The 23,516-nt window shown below is 63.3% G+C and carries 22 protein-coding genes and 1 pseudogene; 17 read left to right on the plus strand and 6 right to left on the minus strand.

All coding sequences use genetic code 11. From position 1 onward, the window contains the following. The first annotated feature begins 240 nt into the window (after window positions 1-240). The 3 genes from F3H96_RS10040 (at window position 241) to F3H96_RS10050 (ending at window position 2,954) form a co-directional block, all read left to right on the plus strand. Window positions 241-1,737, plus strand: coding sequence for a CoA-acylating methylmalonate-semialdehyde dehydrogenase (locus F3H96_RS10040; protein WP_149791780.1), 1,497 nt, complete (start codon window positions 241-243; stop codon window positions 1,735-1,737). A gap of 330 nt (window positions 1,738-2,067) precedes the next feature. After that, entirely contained in the window at window positions 2,068-2,370 is a 303-nt protein-coding gene (locus tag F3H96_RS10045) for a hypothetical protein (RefSeq protein WP_149791781.1), read from the plus strand. A gap of 266 nt (window positions 2,371-2,636) precedes the next feature. After that, complete coding sequence (locus F3H96_RS10050) at window positions 2,637-2,954, plus strand: hypothetical protein (protein ID WP_244619951.1); 318 nt, start codon at window positions 2,637-2,639, stop codon at window positions 2,952-2,954. A 23-nt stretch (window positions 2,955-2,977) separates the two neighbouring features. Here F3H96_RS10050 and F3H96_RS10055 read toward each other — a convergent pair whose 3' ends face one another. Continuing rightward, window positions 2,978-3,682, minus strand: coding sequence for a GntR family transcriptional regulator (locus F3H96_RS10055; protein WP_244619952.1), 705 nt, complete (start codon window positions 3,680-3,682; stop codon window positions 2,978-2,980). Window positions 3,683-3,751: 69 nt separating this feature from the next. On the opposite strand from F3H96_RS10055, the gene F3H96_RS10060 reads away from it, so the two are divergent. The 3 genes from F3H96_RS10060 to F3H96_RS10070 are packed head-to-tail and all read left to right on the plus strand — an operon-like array spanning window position 3,752 to window position 7,024. Beyond that, window positions 3,752-4,684, plus strand: a complete 933-nt coding sequence (locus tag F3H96_RS10060; RefSeq protein WP_149791782.1) for a dihydrodipicolinate synthase family protein — start codon at window positions 3,752-3,754, stop codon at window positions 4,682-4,684. 14 nt (window positions 4,685-4,698) lie between these two features. After that, window positions 4,699-6,006 carry an FAD-binding oxidoreductase gene (locus tag F3H96_RS10065; RefSeq protein WP_149791783.1) on the plus strand — a complete coding sequence of 436 codons (1,308 nt, stop codon included), beginning with the start codon at window positions 4,699-4,701 and terminating at the stop codon, window positions 6,004-6,006. Window positions 6,007-6,022: 16 nt separating this feature from the next. Continuing rightward, the gene (locus tag F3H96_RS10070; RefSeq protein WP_149791784.1) at window positions 6,023-7,024 is read left to right on the plus strand and encodes a 4-hydroxyproline epimerase; all 1,002 of its coding nucleotides are present in this window, start codon (window positions 6,023-6,025) and stop codon (window positions 7,022-7,024) included. 33 nt (window positions 7,025-7,057) lie between these two features. Here F3H96_RS10070 and F3H96_RS10075 read toward each other — a convergent pair whose 3' ends face one another. Then, window positions 7,058-7,930, minus strand: a complete 873-nt coding sequence (locus F3H96_RS10075) for a LysR substrate-binding domain-containing protein (protein WP_149791785.1) — start codon at window positions 7,928-7,930, stop codon at window positions 7,058-7,060. Between the two features lie 174 nt (window positions 7,931-8,104). Here F3H96_RS10075 and F3H96_RS10080 point away from each other — a divergent pair, with 174 nt between their 5' ends. From F3H96_RS10080 to F3H96_RS10125, 10 genes and pseudogenes are all read left to right on the plus strand, one after another. Continuing rightward, window positions 8,105-8,491 (plus strand): ectoine synthase, encoded by a 387-nt coding sequence (locus tag F3H96_RS10080; protein ID WP_149791786.1) that lies wholly within the window; start codon window positions 8,105-8,107, stop codon window positions 8,489-8,491. 418 nt (window positions 8,492-8,909) lie between these two features. Then, window positions 8,910-9,812, plus strand: a complete 903-nt coding sequence (locus F3H96_RS10085; protein WP_149791787.1) for a branched-chain amino acid ABC transporter permease LivH — start codon at window positions 8,910-8,912, stop codon at window positions 9,810-9,812. A 68-nt stretch (window positions 9,813-9,880) separates the two neighbouring features. Further along, window positions 9,881-11,413, plus strand: a pseudogene (gene livM / locus F3H96_RS10090) (high-affinity branched-chain amino acid ABC transporter permease LivM); the annotation flags it as partial. Continuing rightward, window positions 11,413-12,810: an ATP-binding cassette domain-containing protein gene (locus F3H96_RS10095; RefSeq protein WP_149791789.1), complete on the plus strand. Its 1,398-nt coding sequence runs from the start codon at window positions 11,413-11,415 to the stop codon at window positions 12,808-12,810. The pseudogene livM and the gene F3H96_RS10095, both read left to right, overlap by 1 nt. Beyond that, a complete protein-coding gene (locus tag F3H96_RS10100; RefSeq protein WP_149791790.1) occupies window positions 12,810-13,538 on the plus strand; it encodes an ABC transporter ATP-binding protein in 729 nt (242 codons plus the stop codon). The genes F3H96_RS10095 and F3H96_RS10100 overlap by 1 nt, the downstream gene beginning before the upstream one ends. Before the next feature lie 14 nt (window positions 13,539-13,552). Continuing rightward, window positions 13,553-13,900 carry a DUF6867 family protein gene (locus F3H96_RS10105; RefSeq protein WP_149791791.1) on the plus strand — a complete coding sequence of 116 codons (348 nt, stop codon included), beginning with the start codon at window positions 13,553-13,555 and terminating at the stop codon, window positions 13,898-13,900. 137 nt (window positions 13,901-14,037) lie between these two features. Next, the gene (locus F3H96_RS10110) at window positions 14,038-15,153 is read left to right on the plus strand and encodes a branched-chain amino acid ABC transporter substrate-binding protein (protein WP_149791792.1); all 1,116 of its coding nucleotides are present in this window, start codon (window positions 14,038-14,040) and stop codon (window positions 15,151-15,153) included. Window positions 15,154-15,427: 274 nt separating this feature from the next. Then, entirely contained in the window at window positions 15,428-18,886 is a 3,459-nt protein-coding gene (gene pyc / locus F3H96_RS10115; protein ID WP_149791793.1) for a pyruvate carboxylase, read from the plus strand. Window positions 18,887-19,037: 151 nt separating this feature from the next. After that, complete coding sequence (locus tag F3H96_RS10120; protein ID WP_095767239.1) at window positions 19,038-19,298, plus strand: DUF2312 domain-containing protein; 261 nt, start codon at window positions 19,038-19,040, stop codon at window positions 19,296-19,298. Between the two features lie 21 nt (window positions 19,299-19,319). Further along, entirely contained in the window at window positions 19,320-19,766 is a 447-nt protein-coding gene (locus F3H96_RS10125) for a hypothetical protein (protein WP_149791794.1), read from the plus strand. Between the two features lie 34 nt (window positions 19,767-19,800). Here the strand turns inward: F3H96_RS10125 and F3H96_RS10130 are convergent, their stop codons facing one another. Beyond that, window positions 19,801-20,310: an arsenate reductase ArsC gene (locus F3H96_RS10130; protein WP_149791933.1), complete on the minus strand. Its 510-nt coding sequence runs from the start codon at window positions 20,308-20,310 to the stop codon at window positions 19,801-19,803. Window positions 20,311-20,475: 165 nt separating this feature from the next. On the opposite strand from F3H96_RS10130, the gene F3H96_RS10135 reads away from it, so the two are divergent. Then, window positions 20,476-20,805: a hypothetical protein gene (locus tag F3H96_RS10135; RefSeq protein WP_149791795.1), complete on the plus strand. Its 330-nt coding sequence runs from the start codon at window positions 20,476-20,478 to the stop codon at window positions 20,803-20,805. Between the two features lie 57 nt (window positions 20,806-20,862). Here the strand turns inward: F3H96_RS10135 and msrB are convergent, their stop codons facing one another. From msrB to F3H96_RS10150, 3 genes are all read right to left on the minus strand, one after another. Beyond that, window positions 20,863-21,267: a peptide-methionine (R)-S-oxide reductase MsrB gene (msrB, locus tag F3H96_RS10140; RefSeq protein ID WP_149791796.1), complete on the minus strand. Its 405-nt coding sequence runs from the start codon at window positions 21,265-21,267 to the stop codon at window positions 20,863-20,865. A 453-nt stretch (window positions 21,268-21,720) separates the two neighbouring features. Continuing rightward, on the minus strand, window positions 21,721-22,911 hold the full coding sequence (locus F3H96_RS10145) for a VWA domain-containing protein (protein WP_149791797.1): 1,191 nt from the start codon (window positions 22,909-22,911) through the stop codon (window positions 21,721-21,723). A 6-nt stretch (window positions 22,912-22,917) separates the two neighbouring features. After that, window positions 22,918-23,364: a GNAT family N-acetyltransferase gene (locus F3H96_RS10150; RefSeq protein ID WP_149791798.1), complete on the minus strand. Its 447-nt coding sequence runs from the start codon at window positions 23,362-23,364 to the stop codon at window positions 22,918-22,920. Window positions 23,365-23,516 lie beyond the last annotated feature (152 nt).

The raw sequence follows: 23,516 nt of genomic DNA on the forward strand, positions 1-23,516 counted from the left end.
CAAAAATGAGAGCGCAATCTCCCCCCAAGTGGGGGAGATGTCCGGCAGGACAGAGGGGGGCGCGAAGGAACTCAACTTAACAGGTCCAGCAATAACGAACGGATCTCGCCATTTGCGACAATTAATGCACAGTCGGCCACCGTTGTCTATTTTTCGCACAACGGTTGCTATCCTGCTCGCGTTGCCATCGAGGCCACAAAGGCGGACAATGAGACCATCACCAAGACAGGGAGAGAAACCATGATCGAATACGGTCATTTCATCGGCGGCAAGCGTGTCGCCGGAACCAGCGGCCGCAAGCAGGACGTGATGCAGCCGATGGACGGCTCCGTGCGCGGCACGGTGGCGCTGGCCTCGCAGGCGGAACTTCGCGCGGCGGTCGAAAACGCCAAGGCCGCGCAGCCCAAGTGGGCCGCCACCAACCCGCAGCGCCGCGTGCGCGTTTTGATGAAGTTTCTCGAACTGGTCCAGCGCGACTATGAAGAGCTGGCCGACATACTGGCGCGCGAGCACGGCAAGACCATTGCCGATGCCAAGGGCGACATCCAGCGCGGCCTCGAAGTGGTCGAGGTCTGCATCGGGGCTCCGCACATGATGAAGGGCGAGTTCACCGACGGCGCCGGTCCGGGCATCGACGTCTATTCGATGCGCCAGCCGCTCGGCGTCGTCGCCGGCATAACCCCGTTCAACTTCCCGGCGATGATCCCGCTGTGGAAGATCGCCCCGGCTATCGCCTGCGGCAACGCCTTCATCCTGAAGCCGTCGGAGCGCGATCCGGGCGTGCCGATCCGCATCGCCGAACTGTTCATCGAGGCCGGCCTGCCGGCTGGCATCCTCAACGTCGTCAACGGCGACAAGGAAGTCGTCGACGCCATCCTCGACGATCCCGACATCAAGGCTATCGGCTTCGTCGGCTCGACGCCGATCGCCCACTATATCTATTCGCGCGGCACCGCCGCGGGCAAGCGCGTGCAGTGCTTCGGCGGCGCCAAGAACCACATGATCATCATGCCCGACGCCGATATGGACCAGACGGTCGACGCGCTGATCGGCGCCGGCTACGGCTCGGCCGGCGAACGCTGCATGGCGATCTCGGTGGCCGTGCCGGTCGGCAACGACACCGCCAACCGGCTGATGGAGAAGCTGGTGCCGCGCGTCGAGAGCCTCAAGGTCGGTCCGTCGACGGACTCATCCGCCGATTTCGGCCCGCTGGTGACGCGCCAAGCGCTGGAGCGCGTGAAGGGTTATGTCGATATCGGCGTCAAGGAAGGCGCAAAGCTCGTCGTCGACGGCCGCGGCTTCAAGATGCAGGGCTACGAGAACGGCTACTACATGGGCGGCTGCCTGTTCGACAACGTCACGGCCGACATGCGAATCTACAAGGAAGAGATCTTCGGGCCGGTGCTCTCGGTGGTGCGCGCGCCGCGTTACGAGGATGCGATCAAGCTCGCCAACGATCACGAGATGGGCAATGGCGTCGCCATCTTCACCCGCGACGGCGACGCCGCGCGCGACTTCGCCTCGCGCGTTCAGGTCGGCATGGTCGGCATCAACGTGCCGATCCCGGTTCCGATCGCCTACTACACGTTCGGCGGCTGGAAGGCGTCGTCCTTCGGCGACCTCAACCAGCACGGTCCGGATGCGTTCCGCTTCTACACCAAGACCAAGACGGTCACCTCGCGCTGGCCGTCCGGCATCAAGGACGGCGCCGAATTCGTCATCCCGACGATGAACTGAGCGGACGGCTGCAAACCAACATTGAGGAAGCGCGGTGCAAACCGCGCTTTCTTTTTATGGGACGCCAGAGGAACGCGATGGGGTGATCCGCCCAACGGACGCGGAGCTTGAACTGTCGCGCTGCGGGTGCGCAACAGCGCGGCGCAACTCTGGGTGGATATTTTCTGCGGGGCACGTCCAGGGAGCATCCGCTCATTCTAACAATTCCATTGCCGTGTGATGGAACCAACAGACCACCATCTTCCTTAGGCTGTATTCCTGCCATGCGCGCAGGCAATCAAACAGCGCCGGTGAAAGCCGGGGTTCTCGTCTGGCGCGAGGAGGTGTCAGATGACACGATATCTTTTGGCGACAATGTTGGTTGCGGCGGCGATGACCAGCGGAATCACGCCAACGAGAGCGGCCGGGCAGTGCGCGCCGCGCGCCGACATCATCAAGGCGCTTGGCAGCAAGTTCCACGAAAGCCAAGCCGGGAGCGGCTTGATCAACCCGAACGTCGTGCTCGAGATCTTCGTCTCGGACCAGGGCAGCTGGACCGTGCTGGCCTCGGACACCAAAGGCCAGAGCTGCGTCCTGTCCGTCGGTGAGGGCTGGGACAGCCCAACGATCACCGCGGCTATGCCAGGCGCTTGAACGACCAGGGAGCCGGGCCGAGCGCCGCTTCAGGGCTCTCGGAGCCGCAGCACCGAGTTGCGCCAACGCGCTTTATGCGCCACCGCTTGTTTAGCGGGCGAAGCCTCACCATATCGATTCAAGGGAGTCATAATCTCCCTATGACAGACCGGAAACCAGAAGGAGCGACGTGATGAATACGTCCGATCCGGCCTGGAGCCTTCCGGCATACTGAGGCGGCCGAATGTGCCTCCCTTGCCGGAATGCGAAGGCGAAGGAGGTGCCCTATGGCACGCGATTTTTCGTTTCGATGGGTCAAGCTGGCGGTCGTCGGCGCCATGATGGTGCTTCCGGCGTCGCCTGCGCTGGCGCAGTTCATCTGCGGTGGCCATGACTATCTGGTCGCCAGGCTGGCAGAGTCGTTCGAGGAGAAGCGGCTGGGCTACGGCGTGGCCGGAGAAGCCGCCATCTTCGAGGTGTTCGTCTCGGCTGGCGGGACCTGGACCATCCTGATGACCGATGTCAAGGGTCGAAGCTGCATCCTGGCTGCCGGTGACGGGTGGGAAGATACTCTGGCTACGGCGGTCGGGCAGCCGGGCGGCTGAAACGGCCTCGAGCAGGTGACCGCTCAACGCGTGGCGGCCACTTCGGCGTGGCCGCGCAGCAGCGCCATCAGTTTCTTGGCGTCCTTGGCCGCGCCTTCCTCGTCGCCGTCGAGGATGGAACGGATCAGCGCCACATGATGCTCGGCTGACTCGGCGAGGCCGGTGTCGGCCTTGTAGCGGAACCAGAAGCGGCGGCTGTGCGTCTGCAGGGGGGCGGCCACCCGCGCCGCGAAGGGGTTGTCGGCGGCGATGGCCAACGCTTCGTCGAGCGCCTTGTCGGCCTGGATGAAGGCAAGCACGTTGCCCGAGATCACTGCCTTCTGCATGGCCAAGGCCGCCTCGTGGAACAGGTCGGCGGCCTCGCGGGTGACGAAGCGGGCGGCCGAGCGGGCGAGAACCACCTCGATGCCGCGCCGTGCATCCAGCACCCGCAGCCAGTCGCCGGCGTGAAGCGGCGCGACCGCGATGCCCGCGCGGGGTCTTATGTCGAGGAGTCCTTCCCAGGCCAGCCGCTGTATCGCCTCGCGCACCGGCGTGCGTCCGAGACCCAGCCGTTCGATCAGCGCGCCTTCGGTGACGAAGCTCGACGGCGCCAGTTCGAGCGTGACGATCATGTGTTCCAGCGCGCGATAGGCCTTGGTCGCCGCCGGCTCGAAGGTCGCGTTCGGCTCAATGGATATCAGAGGGGATATCAATGGCAGGCTCCTGATATATTTTTCATATATCATAACAGATTCAGCGTTGACAGGCCAATCCTTAATAGATATACGACTGATATATCAGATGGAGAGACGACCATGTGGACCGGAGTTTTCCCCGCCGTCACGACCAAATTCACCGCCGACGACCGGCTCGACCATGCCGAGATGGAGCGCTGCTACTCACTGCAGATGGAGGCCGGCTGCGATGGCATCATCGTCTGCGGGTCGCTCGGCGAGGGCCCGATGCTGTCGCATGACGAGAAGATCGAGGTGCTGAAGACGGCGCAAAAAGTTGCCGGCAACAAGCCGGTGCTGCTTACCGTCAACGAGCCGGGGACGCGTGAGGCGGCAAGCATCGCCAAGCGCGCCGCCAAGGAAGGCGCCGACGGTCTGATGGTGGTGCCGAGCCCGATCTACCACACCAACCCGCAAGAGACCGTCGCCGCCCTTCGCGCCGTCGCGGAAGCCGCGGACCTGCCGGTCATGATCTATTCGAACCGGCTGGCCTATCGCGTCGACGTCACCGTCGAGCTGATGGAGGAACTGGCATCGGACAAGCGCTTCGTCGCCATCAAGGAATCCTCCGACGACATCCGCCGGTCGACCGAGATCATCAACCGACTCGGCGACCGGTACGATCTCTTCACCGGCGTCGACAATCTCGCCTTCGAGGCGCTGTCGGTCGGCGCGATCGGCTGGGTGGCGGGCCTGGTCACGGCCTTCCCGCGCGAGACGGTCGCCATCTATCAGCTGATGAAGCAAGGCCGCCGCGAGGAGGCGCTGGCAATCTATCGCTGGTTCCGGCCCTTGCTCGATCTCGATGTGTCCACCTATCTGGTCCAAAACATCAAGCTTGCCGAAGTGCTGGCGATCGCTACCAATGACCGCGTGCGCATGCCGCGCCAGCCGCTGTCGGGCGAACGCCGCAAGGCGGTTGAGAAGATCGTGCGGGATGCGCTTGGCGCGCGGCCAAAGTTGCCGTCGCTGCAGAGCGCTCGATCGGCGGAGAAGATGGTGGCGGCCGAATAAGGGACGGCGCTGACGTGCGAGGCAATTCCAAATCTCCGCAAGAGGAGCGGCGTTCCGCCGCCGCGTCGTCCTCGCGCCGTGAACGGCGAGAGGAGGACATCGCCATCATCGGTGGCGGGATCATCGGCATCTGCGCTGCGACCCTGCTCTGCGAGGCGGGGCGCAGTGTCACCGTCTTCGACCGTACCGGCATTTGCGAGGAAACGAGCTCGGGCAATGCCGCAGCCTTCGCCTTCTCCGATGTGCTGCCGATGGCGCATAAGGGCATGGTCAAGCAATTGCCGAAATGGCTCGCCGACCCGCTCGGGCCGTTAGCCATCCCGCCGGCCTATCTGCCGAAGCTGCTGCCCTGGCTGATCCGCTTCTGGCGGGCGGGCGCGGCGGGCCACTATGAAGCGAGCCTTGCGGCGCAAGCCGGCATGATGAAGCTTGCCGAGGCCGAGTGGATGGGCTTGCTCGACCGCTCCGGCACGAGGCCGATGCTGCGCGAGGAAGGCTCCCTGGAGCTCTATGAAAGCGAGGCGGAGTTCCGCGCCTCGCTGCCCGGCTGGGCCGAGCGCGAACGTTTCGGCATCGACTTCCGCCATGTCGAGAGCGGGCAGATGGCGGCGCTGCAGCCGGGTCTGGCGCCGCGTTTCGTCAAGGGTACCTTCGTGCCCGGCTGGAAGACGGTGGCCGATCCGAAGCTGCTTGGAAAGGCGGTCTGGGCCCATGCGGAACGGCTCGGCGCCGCTTTCGAGCAAGCCCGGGTCGAGCGCGTAGAAGCGGGCGCGAACGGCGCCACGATCGTTCTGGCCGACGGCAGCCGGCGGACGGCAAAGAAGCTGCTGATTGCCGCAGGGGCATGGTCGCATCTCCTAGCAAGAAACCTCGGCGACCGTATCCCGCTCGAAGCCGAGCGCGGCTACAACACGACATTGCCGGTGTCGGCCTTCGACGTGAAGCGGCAGCTGATCTTTTCCGGACATGGCTTCGTCATCACGCCGCTGGAAACCGGCCTGCGCATCGGCGGCGCGGTCGAGCTCGCCGGCATCGAGCGGCCACCCAATTTCGCGCGCTCGAAGGCGATGCTGGAAAAGGCCAAGCGTTTCCTGCCGGGACTGGACCCGTGCGGCGGGCGCGAGTGGATGGGTTTTCGTCCGTCACTGCCGGACTCGTTGCCGGTGATCGGTCGAGCCAAGGCGCCGAATGTTTTCTACGCTTTCGGCCACGGCCATCTCGGCCTGACCCAGGCGGCGGCGACAGCTCGCTTGATCCGCGATCTCGTTCTCGGGCAGACTCCGCCGCTCGATCTCAACCCTTTCCGTGCGCGACGGTTCTGACATTACGGGATGCATCATGGCCAAGAAATCCTTCTTCTGCATCGACGGCCACACCTGCGGCAATCCAGTGCGGCTTGTCGCCGGCGGCGGGCCGCTCCTCGAGGGCTCGACGATGATGGAGCGGCGGGCGCATTTCCTCGCCGAGTATGACTGGATACGCACCGGGCTGATGTTCGAGCCGCGCGGCCATGACGTGATGTCGGGTTCGATCCTCTATCCGCCGACGCGCGAGGACTGCGACATTGCCATCCTGTTCATCGAGACCTCGGGCTGCCTACCGATGTGCGGCCACGGCACAATCGGCACGGTAACTTTTGCCATCGAGCACGGACTGGTGAAGCCGAAGACGCCGGGCGTGCTGAGGCTCGATACACCGGCCGGGCTGGTCATCGCCGAATACAAACAAGTCGGTGAATACGTCGAGGAGGTGCGCATCACCAATGTGCCGTCCTTCCTCTACGCCGAAGGCCTGACGGTGGAATGCCCGGTGCTCGGCGAAATCAGCGTCGACGTCGCCTATGGCGGCAATTTCTACGCCATCGTCGAGCCGCAGGAGAACTACCGGGACATGGCCGATCATTCGGCCGGCGACCTCATCGCCTGGAGCCCGGTGGTGCGGCAGCGTCTCAACGAGAAGTACTCCTTCGTCCATCCGGAGAATCCCGGCATCAACCGGTTGTCGCACATGCTGTGGACCGGCAAGCCCAGGCATGCCGAGGCCGATGCCCGCAACGCCGTGTTCTATGGCGACAAGGCCATCGACCGTTCGCCCTGCGGCACCGGCACCTCGGCGCGGATGGCGCAGCTTCACGCCAAGGGCAAGCTCAAGGCCGGCGACAGCTTCGTGCATGAATCGATCATCGGTTCGCTGTTCACGGGCAGGGTCGAAAAAGAGGTCAGCCTTGCCGGCAAGCCGGCGATCATCCCCTCGATCGGCGGCTGGGCGCGCATGACCGGGTTGAACACCATCTTCATCGACGATCGCGATCCGTTCGCGCATGGATTCATCGTCACCTGACGCGTTCAGCTGGCACCCACCTCAAACATCGTTCTAGGTGGTGCTCGATACCTGATCGCGGAACCATTCGGCGAATTTCGTTTCGGCTGCGGAGGGCTGCGCCGACATGGTCAAAAAATAACCCTTGTCGTCATCGGTCGAAATGTCGGAGACGACGACAAGGTCACCGCGCCTGAGTTCCTCGCGAAAGACTTCGATCGGGCAAAGGGCGACGCCGTGGCCGGCGATTACGGCCGTCGCCAGGATGTTGAAATCGGCGAAGACCGGGCCGTTGCCGACGTCGGTCTTTCCGATCCCGGCCTTCGAGAACCACTCCCGCCAGCCCAGGCGCGTCTCGTCATGCAGAAGATCCGCCGCTGCGATCTCCGCCGGCGTATCCAGCCGGCCCTTGCGCGCCAGATAGTGCGGACTGCAAGCCGGCCGGCTTATGCGAGAAAACAGCTTCAAGCTGGCGGTCTTCGGAGATGGATCCGCACCGAGGGTGATCAGGATATCGCTGTCGTCGAGCCGGTCCTCGGCCTTGGCATAGGCGACGCGGATCGCGATCTCCGGATGGCGGCCCGTAAAGTCCGCAAGGCGGGGTACCAGCCACCGGCTGGCGATGGAGGGGATGCAGCCCACCGAAAGCGACTGCAGGCCGGCGCTCCTGCGAATTCGCCGGCAGGCGGCGTCGAGCTCCGCAAGCGCGGCGCCCGCGGACGCCTGAAGGGTCAGCCCGGCCTCCGTCAGCCGGACCCTGCGCGCATCGCGATGGAACAGCGCCACGCCGAGCCATTCCTCCAGCCGCCTGATCTGGTGGCTAATGGCGGGATGGGTGACGTGCAGCTCTTCGCCGGCTGCGGAGAAGCTCAAGTGGCGGGCGGTCGCCTCGAAGGCTCGGATCGCGTTCAGCGGCAGATAATTCATCTGTAAAATTCTCTAACTGATCAAACCAAAATCCGTCATTTGAAGCGCGGTTCGACCTGCGTCATTGATCCGGACTGCGGCGCAGAATCTAACCGGAAACGACGAAAAGTCGATCTCTGCCGCTGAGCTCGAAGCGCCACCGCTTCGCAAACCTACTTTCGTGGAAGGGCGACAATGTTCACCAGACAATTGGCTGATGTAGAAAAAACTGACTTCTTCGTCGACTGGGGCAACGGCACAAGCCATCGGCTGCTGACGCGGCAGGACGGCATGGGCTTCACGGTGTGCCACACCGTGGTGCGCGCGGGCAGCGAATCGCGGCTGCAATACCGGCGGCATCTGGAGGCCTGCTACTGCATTTCCGGCAGCGGCGAGGTCGAGGACATGACCGGCATCATCCATCGCGTCGAGCCGGGCACGATCTACGTGCTCGATGCTCATGACGACCATTTCCTGCGTGCCGACAGCGCCGGCGACATGGTGCTGGTCAGCGTCTTCAATCCACCACTCAGCGGAACCGAAAAGCACAGTCTCAATGGGGACGGAGGCTCTGCCTACTGAGACTTCGCTTCAAGGCTTTTCGATTTTGGCGAGGTGCTTTCCGCTGAAGACACCTCGCCGTCACATGGCCGTCACACACGACAGAATCCTGACCTAGCGGAATGTGCGGCGGTCCAAGGCGGAACATGCTCACTCGCGCAAGAAATCGCCTCATCAACTTATTTTGACGCTGATTTCTTCGACAGGAGGCTCATCATAGGCTTGAATCGTCAAAGACATTGCGTTGTGCCAATGATAGGGTCCGCGATAGTCCAGGGGTCGGGTGCGAAAAAACGGGCAATCGGATGGCGTGCTTCCAAACCACGCGGAGCGATTGAAAAATCACGTTGCAATCCGGGCTCGAAACTTTACGACTAGGGAAAATACGAAAAGGAGTGCGCCCCGGGAACGGGCGACATTCCAGGGGAGCCGCGTAAATATGCAGTACTTCGTCCAGCAGCTTATCAACGGGCTGACGCTGGGATCCATCTATGGGCTGATCGCAATCGGCTATACGATGGTCTACGGCATCATCGGCATGATCAATTTCGCCCATGGCGACATCTTCATGGTCGGCGCCTTCACTGCCCTCATCGTCTTCCTCATCCTCGGCGCGCTGTTCTATTCGGTGCCGGTGGTGGTGGCGCTCCTGATCATGATGATCGTGGCGATGCTTTTGACCAGTCTTTACAACTGGACGATCGAGAAGGTGGCCTACCGGCCATTGCGCGGCTCGTTCCGGCTGGCGCCGTTGATCACCGCCATCGGCATGTCGATCGCGCTGTCCAACTTCGTGCAGGTCACGCAGGGCCCGCGCAACAAGCCGATCCCGCCGCTGGTCTCGCAGGTCTATACCATCAATGGCATCAGCATCTCGTTGAAGCAGATCGTCATCGTGCTCGTGACCGCCGTGCTGCTGGCGATCTTCTGGTATCTCGTCAACAGAACGGCGCTTGGGCGTGCGCAGCGCGCCTGCGAGCAGGACCGCAAGATGGCGGCGCTGCTTGGCGTCGACGTCGACCGCACCATCTCCATCACCTTCATCATGGGTGCAGCCCTTGCCGCCGTCGCAGGCACGCTGTTCCTGATGTATTACGGCGTCGTGGTGTTCTCCGACGGCTTCGTGCCGGGCGTGAAAGCCTTTACGGCGGCCGTGCTCGGCGGCATCGGCTCACTGCCTGGTGCTGTGCTCGGCGGGCTGCTGATCGGCTTCATCGAGAGCATGTGGTCGGCCTATTTCTCGATCGACTACAAGGACGTCGCCGCGTTCTCGATCCTGGCGATCGTGCTGATCTTTCTACCCTCCGGCATCCTGGGCCGGCCTGAAGTCGAGAAGGTCTGATCCTCATGGCCGTTACCGTGTCCCCGGAGCGCGATGTCGTCGCCTCCCCCTTGCAGCGCGCCTTCCGCGAGGCGCTTTACGCCGGCGCCATTTCGCTTGGCCTGTTCGTGCTGTTCATCGGTTTGAGGACCGATCAGAACATCAGCAACGAACTGATCCTGGTGCGGCGTTGGGGCCTGCTTGCGCTGGTGGTTATCCTCACCGCCGTCGGCCGCTTCCTCTATGTCGCCTACGCCCAACCCTTTATCGCCAGCCTGAAAGTTACCGATGTCGCCACCGGCCTGCTGCCGGACAGTTTGGCGACGCGCTTCTTCCGGCTCCCGTATCTATTCGCGGCGATCGTCATAGCGGTTGCGCTGCTGGCGTTGGCCGGCTCGCTCGATAGACTGCTGGGGCCGGACCTTGCCGGTTATGCGCGGTTCCTGCGGGCGCTGGCCATTATCTATGCCGTAGCTTCGGTGATGTTTTACTTCCGCAGCTTCATTCATGATCATTTCTCGGCGTTGGGCGTCAGCGCGCTGGCGTTGTATCCGGTTATCGTCGTCATAACGCTTGCACTATATTCGGGATCAGTAGCTGGGGGGTTCCAAGGTTCGCTGAAGTGGGTCGACAATTTCGGCATCCAGATCCTGATCTATGTGATGCTGGCCTGGGGCCTCAACATCGTCATCGGGCTCGCCGGCCTGCTCGATCTCGGTTACGTCGCCTTCTATGCGGTCGGCGCCTATGCCTATGCGCTGCTCGGCACGCATTTCGGCCTGTCGTTCTGGATCCTGCTGCCGGCGGCCGGCTGCATGGCCGCCTTCTGGGGCGTCATGCTCGGCTTCCCGGTGCTCAGGCTGCGCGGTGATTACCTGGCCATCGTGACGCTGGCCTTCGGCGAGATCATCCGTCTCGTCCTGATCAACTGGCGCGAGGTGACCAACGGCTCGGCCGGCATTTCCGGCATCCCGAAAGTCTCCTTCTTCGGCCTGATGACGTTCAACGTTTCGGACCCGAACTACATCGCCAAGGTGTTGAACATCGCCACGTCGAGCGCCTATTACAAGATCTTCCTCTATTATCTCATCCTCGGGCTCTGTCTTCTCACGGCATTTGTGACCGTCAGGCTGCGGCGACTGCCGGTCGGACGCGCCTGGGAGGCGTTGCGCGAGGACGAGATCGCCTGCCGTTCGCTCGGCATCAACACCACCACAACCAAGCTGACGGCCTTTGCCACCGGCGCGATGTTCGGCGGCTTCGCCGGCTCGTTCTTCGCCGCCCGGCAAGGCTTCGTCAGCCCCGAATCCTTCGTCTTCCTGGAATCGGCGATCGTCCTCGCCATCGTGGTGCTCGGCGGCATGGGCTCGCTGGCCGGCATCGCGGTCGCGGCTCTTGTGATGATCGGTGGCACAGAAGCGCTACGCGAGCTCGATTTCCTGAAGCAGGTCTTCGGCCCCGACTTCACGCCGGAACTCTACCGCATGCTTCTGTTCGGCATGGCCATGGTGATCGTCATGCTGTGGAAGCCACGCGGCTTCGTCGGCAGCCGAGAGCCGACGGCCTTCCTGAGGAAGCGAAAAGCAGTCTCGGGCTCCTTCACCAAGGAGGGCCACGGCTGATGAACGTGCAAGCTTCCATGAGCGATTTCATCCTGCAGGTCGAGCACCTGTCGATGAAGTTCGGCGGCCTTGTCGCCATCGGCGACCTGTCCTTCCAGGCCAAGCGCGGCGAGATCACCGCGCTGATCGGGCCGAACGGCGCCGGCAAGACGACGGTGTTCAACTGCATCACCGGCTTCTACAAGCCGTCGGAAGGCATGATCACGCTGAACCGGCGCGACGGCTCGACCTATCTGCTCGAGCGCCTGCCTAACCATGAAATCCCGGCGCGCGCCAAGGTGGCGCGGACCTTCCAGAACATCCGCCTGTTCTCGGGCATGACGCTGCTGGAGAACCTGCTCGTCGCCCAGCACAACAAGCTGATGAAGGCTTCGGGTTACACGATCCTCGGCCTGTTCGGCGTTCCGAGCTATCGCCAGGCGTCGGCGGAATCGATCGAGCTTGCCAAGCACTGGCTGGAGAAAGCCGACCTCGTCGACCGCGCCGACGATCCAGCCGGCGACCTGCCCTATGGCGCGCAGCGGCGCCTGGAGATCGCGCGCGCCATGTGCACGGGGCCGGAGCTTCTGTGCCTGGACGAGCCGGCGGCCGGTCTCAATCCGAGGGAGTCGGCGGCGCTCAATGAGCTCTTGATGGACATCAAGAACAGCACGTCGATCCTGCTGATCGAGCACGACATGTCGGTGGTCATGCAGATCTCCGACCATGTCGTGGTGCTGGAATATGGCCGCAAGATCTCCGACGGCAGTCCGCAATCGGTCAGGACCGACCCGCGCGTGATCGCCGCCTATCTCGGCGTCGACGACGAGGAGGTCGAGACGGTGCTGACCGAGGTCGGCGACGAGGACGTCATCGAACAACTGGACACTGGTCCCGATGCGGCGCATGGCCCCGGCAATTCCGCGTCGATGATGGCGGGGCCAGTTTCCGATACCGTCGAACACGCGGATGAAGGCGAACGGGTCACGGTGTCGAAGGGCGCTTCGAAGGCCGCGCAGGTCGACGCGCGCGCCGCGTCGACCGCCGGCAAGCCGGTTCCGGCACGGGCAAGGCCGGCGGCGAAGAAACCGGCCAAGGCGCCGGCAAAAAAGGCAGCCGCGAAGGCTCCGGCCGCAAAAGCCGGCGGCATTTCCAACCGCCTCGATGCGCCGCGTGGAGGCGTGGCGGACAGCCTGATCCGCATCAAGGGCATCGGCCCGGTCAACGAGCGCAAGCTGAACGAGCACGGCATCTTCCATTTCGACCAGATCGCGGCCTGGAAGAAGGCCGACATAGAAGCCGCGGAAGCCTATCTCGCCTTTGACGGGCGCATCGCCCGCGAAGACTGGGTCGGCCAGGCGAAGGCGCTGGCGAAGGAAGTAGCGGCCAAGCCCGCGACGCGTGGAGGGCGCAAATAATGGCCGGCACAACGCTGCTCGACATCAAGGGCGTCGAGACCTACTACGGCAACATCCGGGCGCTGAACGGCGTCAACGTGCATGTCAACCAAGGTGAGATCGTGGCGCTGATCGGCGCCAACGGCGCCGGCAAGTCGACATTGATGATGACCATTTTCGGCGCCCCCCGCGCGCGCACCGGAACCATCACGTTCTCCGGCAACGACATCACCCAGATGCCGACGCACGAGATCGCCCGCTTGCGCATCGCGCAATCGCCGGAAGGGCGGCGCATCTTTCCGCGCATGACGGTGATGGAAAACCTGCAGATGGGCGCCAGCCTCGACAATCTCAAGCACTATGACGAGGACGTCGAAAAGGTGTTCACGCTGTTTCCGCGACTGAAAGAGCGCATCGCCCAGCGTGGCGGCACGCTGTCGGGCGGCGAGCAGCAGATGCTGTCGATCGGGCGCGCGCTGATGGCCCGGCCGAAGCTGCTGCTTCTCGACGAGCCGTCGCTGGGTCTCGCGCCGCTGATCGTCAAGCAGATCTTCGACGCCATCCGCGAGCTCAACAGGACCCAGGGCCTGACGGTTTTCCTGGTCGAGCAGAACGCCTTCGGGGCGCTCAAGCTCGCCACGCGCGGCTATGTCATGGTCAACGGCAATGTGACGATGAGCGGCACCGGCAAGGAACTGCTCGCCAATCCGGAAGTGCGCGCCGCCTATCTCGAAGGCGGACATCACTGAGAGAGGTCTTCATCATGCAGGGTATCATCTACGAAGAAGCCTCGATCTGGCATTTTCTCTTCGTCACCGGGCTGCTCGGCGGCGGGGCCGCATGGATGACGGGCAAAGCCGTGGCCCAGACTTGGGGCACTCACGTTCGGCTGTTCCTGTACATGCTCGGCCTCGGCATCGGGGTGAGGTTCATCCACCATGCGCTGTTCGAAGGCACGATGTTCTCGCTGCACTACTATGTCGTCGACACCATCGTGCTGATGGTATTGGGCTTCCTCGGCTATCAATACACGCGCACCAACCAGATGGTCACACAGTATAATTGGCTCTACGAAAGAGCTTCCTTATTGAGCTGGAAACCGAAAGCCTGAGGTTCATGATTAACGTCGTTTCAGCGATGAATCGGCGTGACAAGTGCCTGAAAATCGGCATTCTATGCTTTCTGCGATAAGGGTGGGCATCGCATGAAAGTATCATCCACGCCCACTCCGTAAATGGGAGCGTTTCAATGAAAAAATCACTCTTGTCCGCCGTGGCGCTGACCGCGTTCATCGCGTTCAGCGGCAGCGCGTGGGCCGACATCCTGATCGGCGTCGCCGGTCCGATCACTGGCCCGAACGCCGCCTTCGGCGCGCAGCTGCAGAAGGGCGCGGAACAGGCGGTCGCCGACATCAACGCGGCGGGCGGCATCAACGGCCAGCAGCTCAAGCTCGAGATCGGCGACGACGTCTCCGACCCCAAGCAGGGCATTTCGGTTGCCAACAAGTTCGTCGCCGACGGCGTCAAGTTCGTCGACGGCCACTTCAATTCGGGCGTGACCATCCCCGCGTCGGAAGTCTACGCCGAGAATGGCATCCTTGTTATGACGCCGGCCGCGACCAATCCGAAGCTCACCGAGCGTGGCCTGTGGAACACCTTCCGTACCTGCGGCCGTGACGACCAGCAGGGCAAGGTGGCCGGCGACTACATCGCCAAGAACTTCAAGGACGCCAAGATCGCCATCATCCACGACAAGACGCCTTACGGCCAGGGCCTCGCGGACGAGACCAAGAAGAACCTGAACGCCAACGGCACCAAGGAAGTGATGTATGAAGGCGTGAACGTCGGCGACAAGGACTTCTCGGCCCTCATCGCCAAGATGAAGGAAAACGGCGTCACGCTGATCTACTGGGGCGGTCTGCACACCGAAGCCGGCCTGATCATCCGTCAGTCGGCCGACCAGGGCCTGAAGGCGCCGCTGTTCTCGGGCGACGGCATCGTCTCCAACGAACTGGCCTCGATCGCCGGCGACGCGGTTGCCGGCACGCTCAACACCTTCGCTCCGGATCCGCGCAAGAATCCGGCCGCCAAGGAAGTGGTGGAGAAGTTCCGTGCCGCGGGCTTCGAGCCGGAAGCCTACACGCTCTACTCCTATGCCGCCGTGCAGATCATCGCCCAGGCCATCGCCAAGACCGGCTCGGCTGACGACGCGCAGAAGGTTGCGGAGACGATCAAGGCCAACACCTGGAAGACGGCCATCGGCGACATCGGCTACGACGCCAAGGGCGACATCACCCGTCCGGACTACGTCGTGTACGAATGGAAGAAGGGCGACGACGGCAAGTACAGCTACTTCGAAAAATAAGCCGGCAAACTCAAGCCGACTTGCAACGGATGCCCGGCGCGTGCGCCGGGCATTTTTCTTTGCGGGACCGTGGCACACCGCAAAGCTCCACGCCGAGCCCGCGAAGACGCCTCCACCACCCTGCCGCAGAGCTTCGGGGCGACCGCGGCGATCCGTTTGCCGCAAACAAACGATTTAAACCGTTTTAGATGTCGTGCAAATTCGTTTGCACTGCAGCATTTTCACGCTAATCATTGCGCCGGTCCAATTCCTTCCGCTGCTGGAGCCCCAGTCCTTGGCAATCACGAAGATCCTCGTCGCCAACCGGTCCGAAATCGCCATCCGCGTGTTCCGCGCGGCCAATGAGCTCGGCCTCAAAACCGTGGCGATCTGGGCGGAAGAGGACAAATATTCGCTGCACCGCTTCAAGGCCGACGAGAGCTACCAGGTCGGGCGCGGTCCGCATCTTGCCAAGGACATGGGCCCGATCGAGAGCTATCTGTCGATCGAGGAGGTGATCCGGGTCGCCAGGCTGTCAGGCGCCGACGCCATCCATCCCGGCTATGGCCTGCTGTCGGAAAGCCCGGAATTCGCCGAGGCCTGCGCCGGGGCCGGCATCACCTTCATCGGCCCGAAGCCGGAAACGATGCGCAGGCTGGGCAACAAGGTGGCCGCGCGCAACCTGGCCATCGAGGTCGGCGTGCCGGTCGTGCCGGCGACCGATCCGCTGCCGGACGACATGGACGAGGTGAAGAAACTCGCCGCGCAAATCGGCTATCCGGTGATGCTCAAGGCCTCATGGGGCGGCGGCGGCCGCGGCATGCGCGCCATCCGCGCGGAGGCCGACCTGGCGCGCGAGGTCATGGAGGGCAAGCGCGAAGCCAAGGCCGCCTTCGGCAAGGACGAGGTCTATCTCGAAAAGCTGATCGAGCGCGCCCGCCATGTCGAGGTGCAGGTGTTGGGCGACACCCACGGCAATGCCGTGCATCTTTACGAACGCGACTGCTCGATCCAGCGCCGCAACCAGAAGGTGGTCGAGCGCGCGCCGGCGCCGTATCTGAGCGAGGCGCTGCGCCAGGAGCTTTGCGGCTATGCGCTCAAGATCGCGCGCGAGACCAGCTATATCGGCGCCGGCACGGTCGAGTTCCTGCAGGACGCCGACACCGGCAAGTTCTATTTCATCGAGGTCAATCCGCGCATCCAGGTCGAGCACACCGTCACCGAGCAGGTGACTGGCATCGACATCGTCAAGGCGCAGATCCATATCCTCGATGGCTTCGCCATCGGCACGAAGGAATCGGGCGTGCCGGCGCAGAAGGACATCAGGCTCAACGGCCATGCGCTCCAGTGCCGCATCACCACCGAGGATCCGGAGCATAATTTCATCCCGGATTACGGCCGCATCACCGCCTATCGCGAGGCGGCCGGCTTCGGCATTCGCCTCGACGGCGGCACCGCTTATTCGGGTGCGGTCATCACCCGCTTCTATGACCCGCTGCTCGAAAAGGTGACGGCCTGGGCGCCGACACCAGGCGAGGCGATTTCGCGCATGAACAGGGCGCTGCGCGAGTTCCGCATCCGTGGCGTGGCGACCAACCTCACCTTCCTCGAAGCGATCATCAATCACCCGCGCTTTGCCGACAATTCCTACACCACCAGGTTCATCGACACGACGCCTGAACTGTTCGAGCAGGTGAAGCGGCAGGACCGCGCCACCAAGCTGCTCAACTACCTCGCCGACGTCAGCGTCAACGGCCACCCCGAGACGCGCGGCCGGCCGAGGCCGAAGGCCAATGCGGCGGCTCCTGTCGTGCCCTATCTCAACGGGCATATCCCGGATGGCAGCAAGCAGAGGCTCGACGCGCTGGGCCCGGAGAAATTCGCGACTTGGATGCGCGAACAGCGCCAGGTGCTGGTCACCGACACGACCATGCGCGACGGCCACCAGTCGCTGCTCGCCACGCGCATGCGCACGTATGACATCGTCGGCATCGCCGGCACCTATGCGCGCGCCCTGCCGCGCCTCCTGTCGCTGGAATGCTGGGGCGGCGCCACCTTCGACGTCGCGATGCGCTTCCTCACCGAGGATCCGTGGGAGCGGCTGGCGCGGGTGCGCGAGGCGGCGCCCAACCTTCTGCTGCAGATGCTTTTGCGCGGCGCCAACGGCGTCGGCTACACCAACTATCCCGACAATGTCGTGCAGCACTTCGTCCGCCAAGCGGCCAGCGGCGGCGTCGACCTGTTCCGCGTCTTCGACTGCCTGAACTGGGTCGAGAACATGCGCGTCGCCATGGATGCGGTCGGCGCCGAGGGCAAGCTGGTCGAAGCGGCGATGTGCTACACCGGCGACATTCTCGATCCGGCGCGCGCCAAGTACGACCTCAAATATTATGTCGGGCTGGCGAAGGAGCTGGAAGCGGCCGGCGCGCATATCATCGCCGTCAAGGACATGGCCGGCCTGCTGAAGCCGGCGGCGGCGCGGGTGCTGTTCAAGGCGCTGCGCGAGGCGACCGACCTGCCGATCCATTTCCACACGCACGATACGTCGGGCCTCTCGGCGGCGACGGTGCTGGCGGCGGTGGAGAGCGGCGCCGACGCCATCGACGCGGCGATGGATTCCTTCTCCGGCAACACCTCGCAGCCCTGCCTGGGATCGATCGTCGAGGCGCTGAAGGGCACCGAGCGCGATCCCGGCCTCGATCCGCAATGGATCCGCCGCATCTCGTTCTACTGGGAGGCGGTGCGCAACCAGTACGCCGCCTTCGAAAGCGACCTCAAGGGACCAGCCTCGGAGGTCTACCTGCACGAGATGCCCGGCGGTCAGTTCACCAATCTCAAGGAGCAGGCGCGCTCGCTCGGCCTCGAGACGCGCTGGCACGAGGTGGCGCAGGCCTACCATGACGTCAACCTGATGTTCGGCGACATTGTCAAGGTGACGCCGTCGTCCAAGGTCGTCGGCGACATGGCGCTGATGATGGTGAGCCAGGATCTCACCGTGGCCGATGTCGAGAACCCGTCCAAGGACATCGCCTTCCCGGATTCGGTCATCTCGATGCTGCGCGGCGATCTCGGCCAGTCGCCCGGCGGCTGGCCATCGGCGCTGCAGAAGAAGGCATTGAAAGGCGACAAGCCGATCACCGTGCGGCCCGGCTCGCTGCTGAAAGCAGCCGATCTCAAGGCGAGCCGCAAGGACATCGAGGGCAAGCTCGACCGCAAGCTCTCGGAGTACGAATTCGCCTCGTGGCTGATGTATCCAAAGGTGTTCACCGACTTTGCCGCCGCGCAGGAGACCTACGGTCCGGTAAGCGTGCTGCCGACGCCGACCTATTTTTACGGCATGAAGCCGGAAGACGAGATCTTCCTCGACATCGAGAAGGGCAAGACGCTGGTGGTGCGCTGCCAGGCGTTCGGCGATGTCGACGACAAGGGCATGGTCACCGTGTTCTTCGAGCTCAACGGCCAGCCGCGCCGCGTCAAGGTGCCGGACAGGGCGCATGGCGCTTCCGCCGCCAAGGCACGCCGCAAGGCCGAGCCCGGCAATGAGGGCCATGTCGGCGCACCGATGCCCGGCGTGGTGTCGGCGCTTGCCGTGGCGCCCGGACAGGCGGTCAAGGCGGGCGACGTGCTCTTGTCCATCGAAGCGATGAAGATGGAAACCGCGCTGCACGCCGAACGCGACGGCGAGATCGCCGAAGTGCTGGTCAAGGCCGGCGACCAGATCGATGCCAAGGACCTGCTGATCGCCTTCAAGTGACGGTTACATCGAAAGCCCAATGGACGGCTGGCAGCAGCCGTCCACAACCGCTCGATTAGTGTCTTGACCCGCCGCGCCGGCTCGGGCAGGGAACCCGCTCCAATTTGCCGTGGCGGGAATCGCCATGGCTCCAGAAGACGCGGAGAGAAAAATGGCCGACGAAATCACCGAGACCAGCCAGACTGTAGCCGCCGGCCAGCTGCGCACCATCATCGAGCGCATCGAGCGGCTCGAGGAAGAGAAGAAGACGATCTCCGACGACATCAAGGATGTCTATGCCGAAGCCAAGGGCACCGGCTTCGACACCAAGGCAATCCGCACCATCGTGCGGTTGCGCAAGAAGGACCAGGCCGAGCGCCAGGAGGAGGAGTCCATCCTCGACCTCTACAAGGCCGCGCTCGGCATGGCGTAAGCCGCATGGCCGAGGCCGGCCATGAATGAGTTCGACTTCGGCGGTCGCCGCGCTTCCGAGTTCCGCCATCGCGGCTTCTGGGCGCTGTTCGCCGAGCGGCACCCGCAAGAAAGGGCCCGGCTGGCGCGGCGCGGGCCCTGGTTCTGGCAGCGCGGGCTGTCAGAGTTCGGGCTGGTGCTTTCCATGTATGTCGCGCCCAGCGAGAATGTCGTCGGCGTCTTCTTCGGCCGCAACGAGAAGCTTGGCGCCACGGACGTCTGGGCGCGGCTAAAACCGTTCCAGCCGGCGATCGAGGAACGGCTGAAGCTCAGGCCCGAACAGAGCGCACAGAATCTCGGCATCAATTCGCAGTGGCGGGTCAACTGCTTTGCCGAGGACAATTGGCCGGCCATGGCTGACTGGCTGGTGACGGAATGCTCGCGCTTCGAGGAAGCCGTTCTTGCGGTGCTGGGCGAAGCCCGGCCGTAAAGATCAACGCCGCGTCGCCCCCAGCGTCGCCATTTCAGTTTGCTCGCGCCTGATCGTGACCGATCTCATCCAGATGCCGCTGCAGCGCCATGTGATCGAGCGCGTTTATCGGCAGATTGGTGAACAGGCCAATGCGATTGCTCATCATGCGATAGGCATCGGCGAAGGCAAGATGCCGCTCGGCATCGGTACCGCCGGCTTTGGCAGGATCCGGCACCGCCCAGAGCGCGGTCATCGGATGACCGACCCAGACCGGACAGCTTTCATTGGCCGTGCTGTCGCAAAGCGTGAAGATGAAATCCATCTCCGGCGCGCCCGGTCCGGAAAACTCGTCCCAACTCTTCGAGCGGGCGAAGGAGGTATCGTAATTCAGGCTTTCCAGGAGCTGCAGCGCATAGGGGTTGACGGTGCCCTTGGGGTTCGCGCCGGCGGAATAAGCCTTGAAGCGTCCGGCACCGATCCGGTTCAGGATCGCTTCACCCATGATCGAGCGGGCCGAGTTGGCGTTGCAGAGAAAGAGGACGTTGTACGCGTGATCGGCCATTTCGAACCCCTCCCGTGTTTGCCATGCAAAAGACAGAATACGATGCGGATCACAGGCTGTGATCGTACACGGTTTTGCGGCCGATTTCTGCACCCTTGGCGTTCGATTTCCTCGCTTCGTCGACGGTTCTGAAACTTTGGCGATCGGCTTGGTGAGGCACGATTGATGGACAGCTCTCTTCCCGGGAACAGCGGCCATGAAAGCGGCTTCTTGCGCGCGCGCTGGCGCAGTGAGATTGCGCTCGACCTGTTGTTCTGGCGCGATATGCTGCTCGTCGGCACTGTCCTGAACATCGCCTCGTCGGCGCTGGCGCTGATACTGCTCGGATTGAAGCTGCCGCTCTGGCTGGTGCTGGCGGTGCATGTGCTGCCCGTGCCCTACAACATCTTCCTCACGATCGCCGTCTGGCGTAGGGCGGAGAAGGTTGGCGGGTTCAAGGCGCAGCTGATGATGCTGGGTTCGGCGCTCTGGTTGATCGCCACGGTCGTCGTTTGAGCCGGCATGAAAAAAGGGCGGCCGAAGCCGCCCTTGCAAAATTGAACGAGGAACCGGTCAGGCCGACGGCTCGAAACGCAGCGCCACACCATTGATGCAATAGCGCAAGCCGGTCGGCGGCGGGCCGTCCTCGAAGACATGGCCGAGATGGCTGCCGCAACGCGAGCAGTGACATTCGGTGCGCACCATGCCGTAACCGCGGTCGACGGTGGTCTCGATCGAGCCCGGAACCGGGTCGTTGAAGCTCGGCCAGCCGGTGCCGCTCTCGAACTTCAGCTTGGATTCGAACAGCGGCTGGTCGCAGCCGACGCAGTAGAAAGTGCCGGCGCGCTTCTCGTAGAGCAGGGCGCAGCTGCCGGGGCGCTCGGTGCCGTGATTGCGCATGACGGCATATTGCTCCGGCGTCAGCCGGGCGCGCCATTCGGCGTCGGTACGGGTAACGGGGTAGGTGTGGGTATCCATGAAATCTCCTCGGCCTTGGCGGCTTGTTGTTGGTTGCAGCCGATATTCGCATGAAGATAGGCGTTTGTTACAGGCCTGCCCAGCGGAAGTAGGCTAGTTACCCGACACAGGGAAAGGTTGACGTTTGTCTTGGCGCAAGATTTTCCGTTCATTTCCGTGAAGTCAGCACAAACGCCGGGGATTGGTTGAAGCCTCCCCAACGTCGTCATTCTATGGCGGAGCAAGGAGCGAAGCGACGCGGCGCAGACCATAGAATCCATGCCGTGACTTCGAAGCGTTGCTGTGGTGCAGAATTCTGCTCCGCAGCGCCTTCGATCAAGGTAACGGAATGGATTCTAGGGTCTACGCGGTACGCTTCGCTTCCCGCTCCGCCCTAGAATGACGATCGCGATGGGCGTTTCGGCCAATCCCAAGGCTTGCCACCGACCGGTCAAAAATCCCTTTACTGGGGAACTAATGTTTGCGCGACAACTGTCGGGTCGCTGCTTCGAGCCCGGCCAGCGTCAGCGGGAACATGCGGCCGCCGAAGATGTCGCCGATCATGGCGATCGAGTGGGTGTAGCGCCAGTTCTTCTCGCTTTCCGGGTTGAGCCACACCGCGTTCGGCCATTGCTGCAACAGCCGCCCGAGCCAGACGCTGCCGGCTTCCGGGTTCCAGTGCTCGACCGAGCCGCCGGGATGCGCGATCTCGTAAGGGCTCATCGAGGCGTCGCCGACGACGATCACCTTGTAGTCAGGTCCGTATTTGTGGATGAGGTCGAAGGTCGGGATCGTCTCGGCGAGGCGGCGGCGATTGTCCTTCCAGACGCGCTCGTAGAGGCAGTTGTGGAAGTAGAAATATTCGAGCTGGCGGAACTCGGCGCGGGCAGCCGAGAACAGCTCCTCGACGCTGCGGATGTGGTCGTCCATCGAGCCGCCGACATCGAAAAACATCAGCAATTTTACGGCATTGCGCCGCTCGGGCCGGGTTTTCACGTCGAGATAGCCGTGCTCGGCGGTCGCGTGGATGGTGCCGGGCAGGTCGAACTCTTCATCGGCGCCCTCGCGCACCCATCGGCGCAGCCGCTTCAACGCCACCTTGATGTTGCGGGTGCCGAGCTCGACCATGTCGTCGAAGTTCCTGAACTCGCGCTTGTCCCAGACCTTCACCGCGCGGCGATGCCGGCTTTCGTGCTGGCCGATGCGCACGCCTTCCGGGTTGTAGCCATAGGCGCCGAAGGGCGAGGTGCCGCCGGTGCCGATCCATTTCGAACCGCCCTGGTGGCGGCCCTTCTGCTCTTCCAGCCGCTGCTTCAGCGTCTCCATCAGCTTGTCGAAACCGCCGAGAGCCTCGACCAGCTTCTTCTCTTCCTCCGTCAGGTGTTTTTCGGCGAGACGGCGCAGCCACTCCTCGGGGATGTTGGCGACATCGACGGCGTCCGGTCCGCCGAGCGCCTCGACGCCCTTGAAGACATGCGCGAACACCTGGTCGAAGCGGTCGATATGACGCTCGTCCTTCACCAGGGCCGAGCGCGCGAGGTAGTAAAAACCCTCGACATCATAGTCGACGAGCCCGGCCTCCAGCCCTTCCAGCAGCGACAGGTATTCCCTGAGAGAAACAGGAACCCGCGCGGCTTTCAGCTCGAGGAAGAAGGGGATGAACATCGGCCCTTATAGCAGATCGTACTCGATGAAGCCCGTGCGTCGCGCGACGCGATCATAGAGCCTGCGCGCCGTGGCGTTGGTCTCGTGCGTCATCCAGTAGACGTTCTTGACGCCGATCTTGCCGGCTTCGTTCTGCACGGCTTTGATGAGCGCCGCGCCGATGCCCTTGCCGCGCACGTCAGGGTCGGCGAACAGGTCCTGCAGGTAGCAGTTGTTTTTTTCCGACCAGCCGGAGCGGTGGTAGAGATAGTGGGTGAGGCCGACGGCCTTGCCGTCGAGCATGGCGATGAAACCCTTTGGTTCGAACTCGCCGTGCGTGAACAGCCGCTTCCAGGTAATCGCGTAGACCTCTTCCGGCAGCTTCGTCTCGTAGAAGGTCAGATAGGCGGTCCACAGCCGGCGCCAGTCGGCGTGATCGGACTGCGCGAGCGGGCGGACGATGATCTCGGACATTTCGTTTCCTCCAATACTTTGTCGCGAAGCTGCGGCAGCGGCCGCTCACCGGCAACGGTCCACAACCGGGGAAAGCGCTATTGCTGCGGGCTTAAAGCGCGTCGCACGACGCGCTTTTGCTCCTCGTTTTGTGCATGTCGTTGTCCCAGAAC

It is taken from the genome of Mesorhizobium sp. NFR06, assembly GCF_900115245.1.
In the GTDB taxonomy this organism is placed as follows: domain Bacteria; phylum Pseudomonadota; class Alphaproteobacteria; order Rhizobiales; family Rhizobiaceae; genus Mesorhizobium.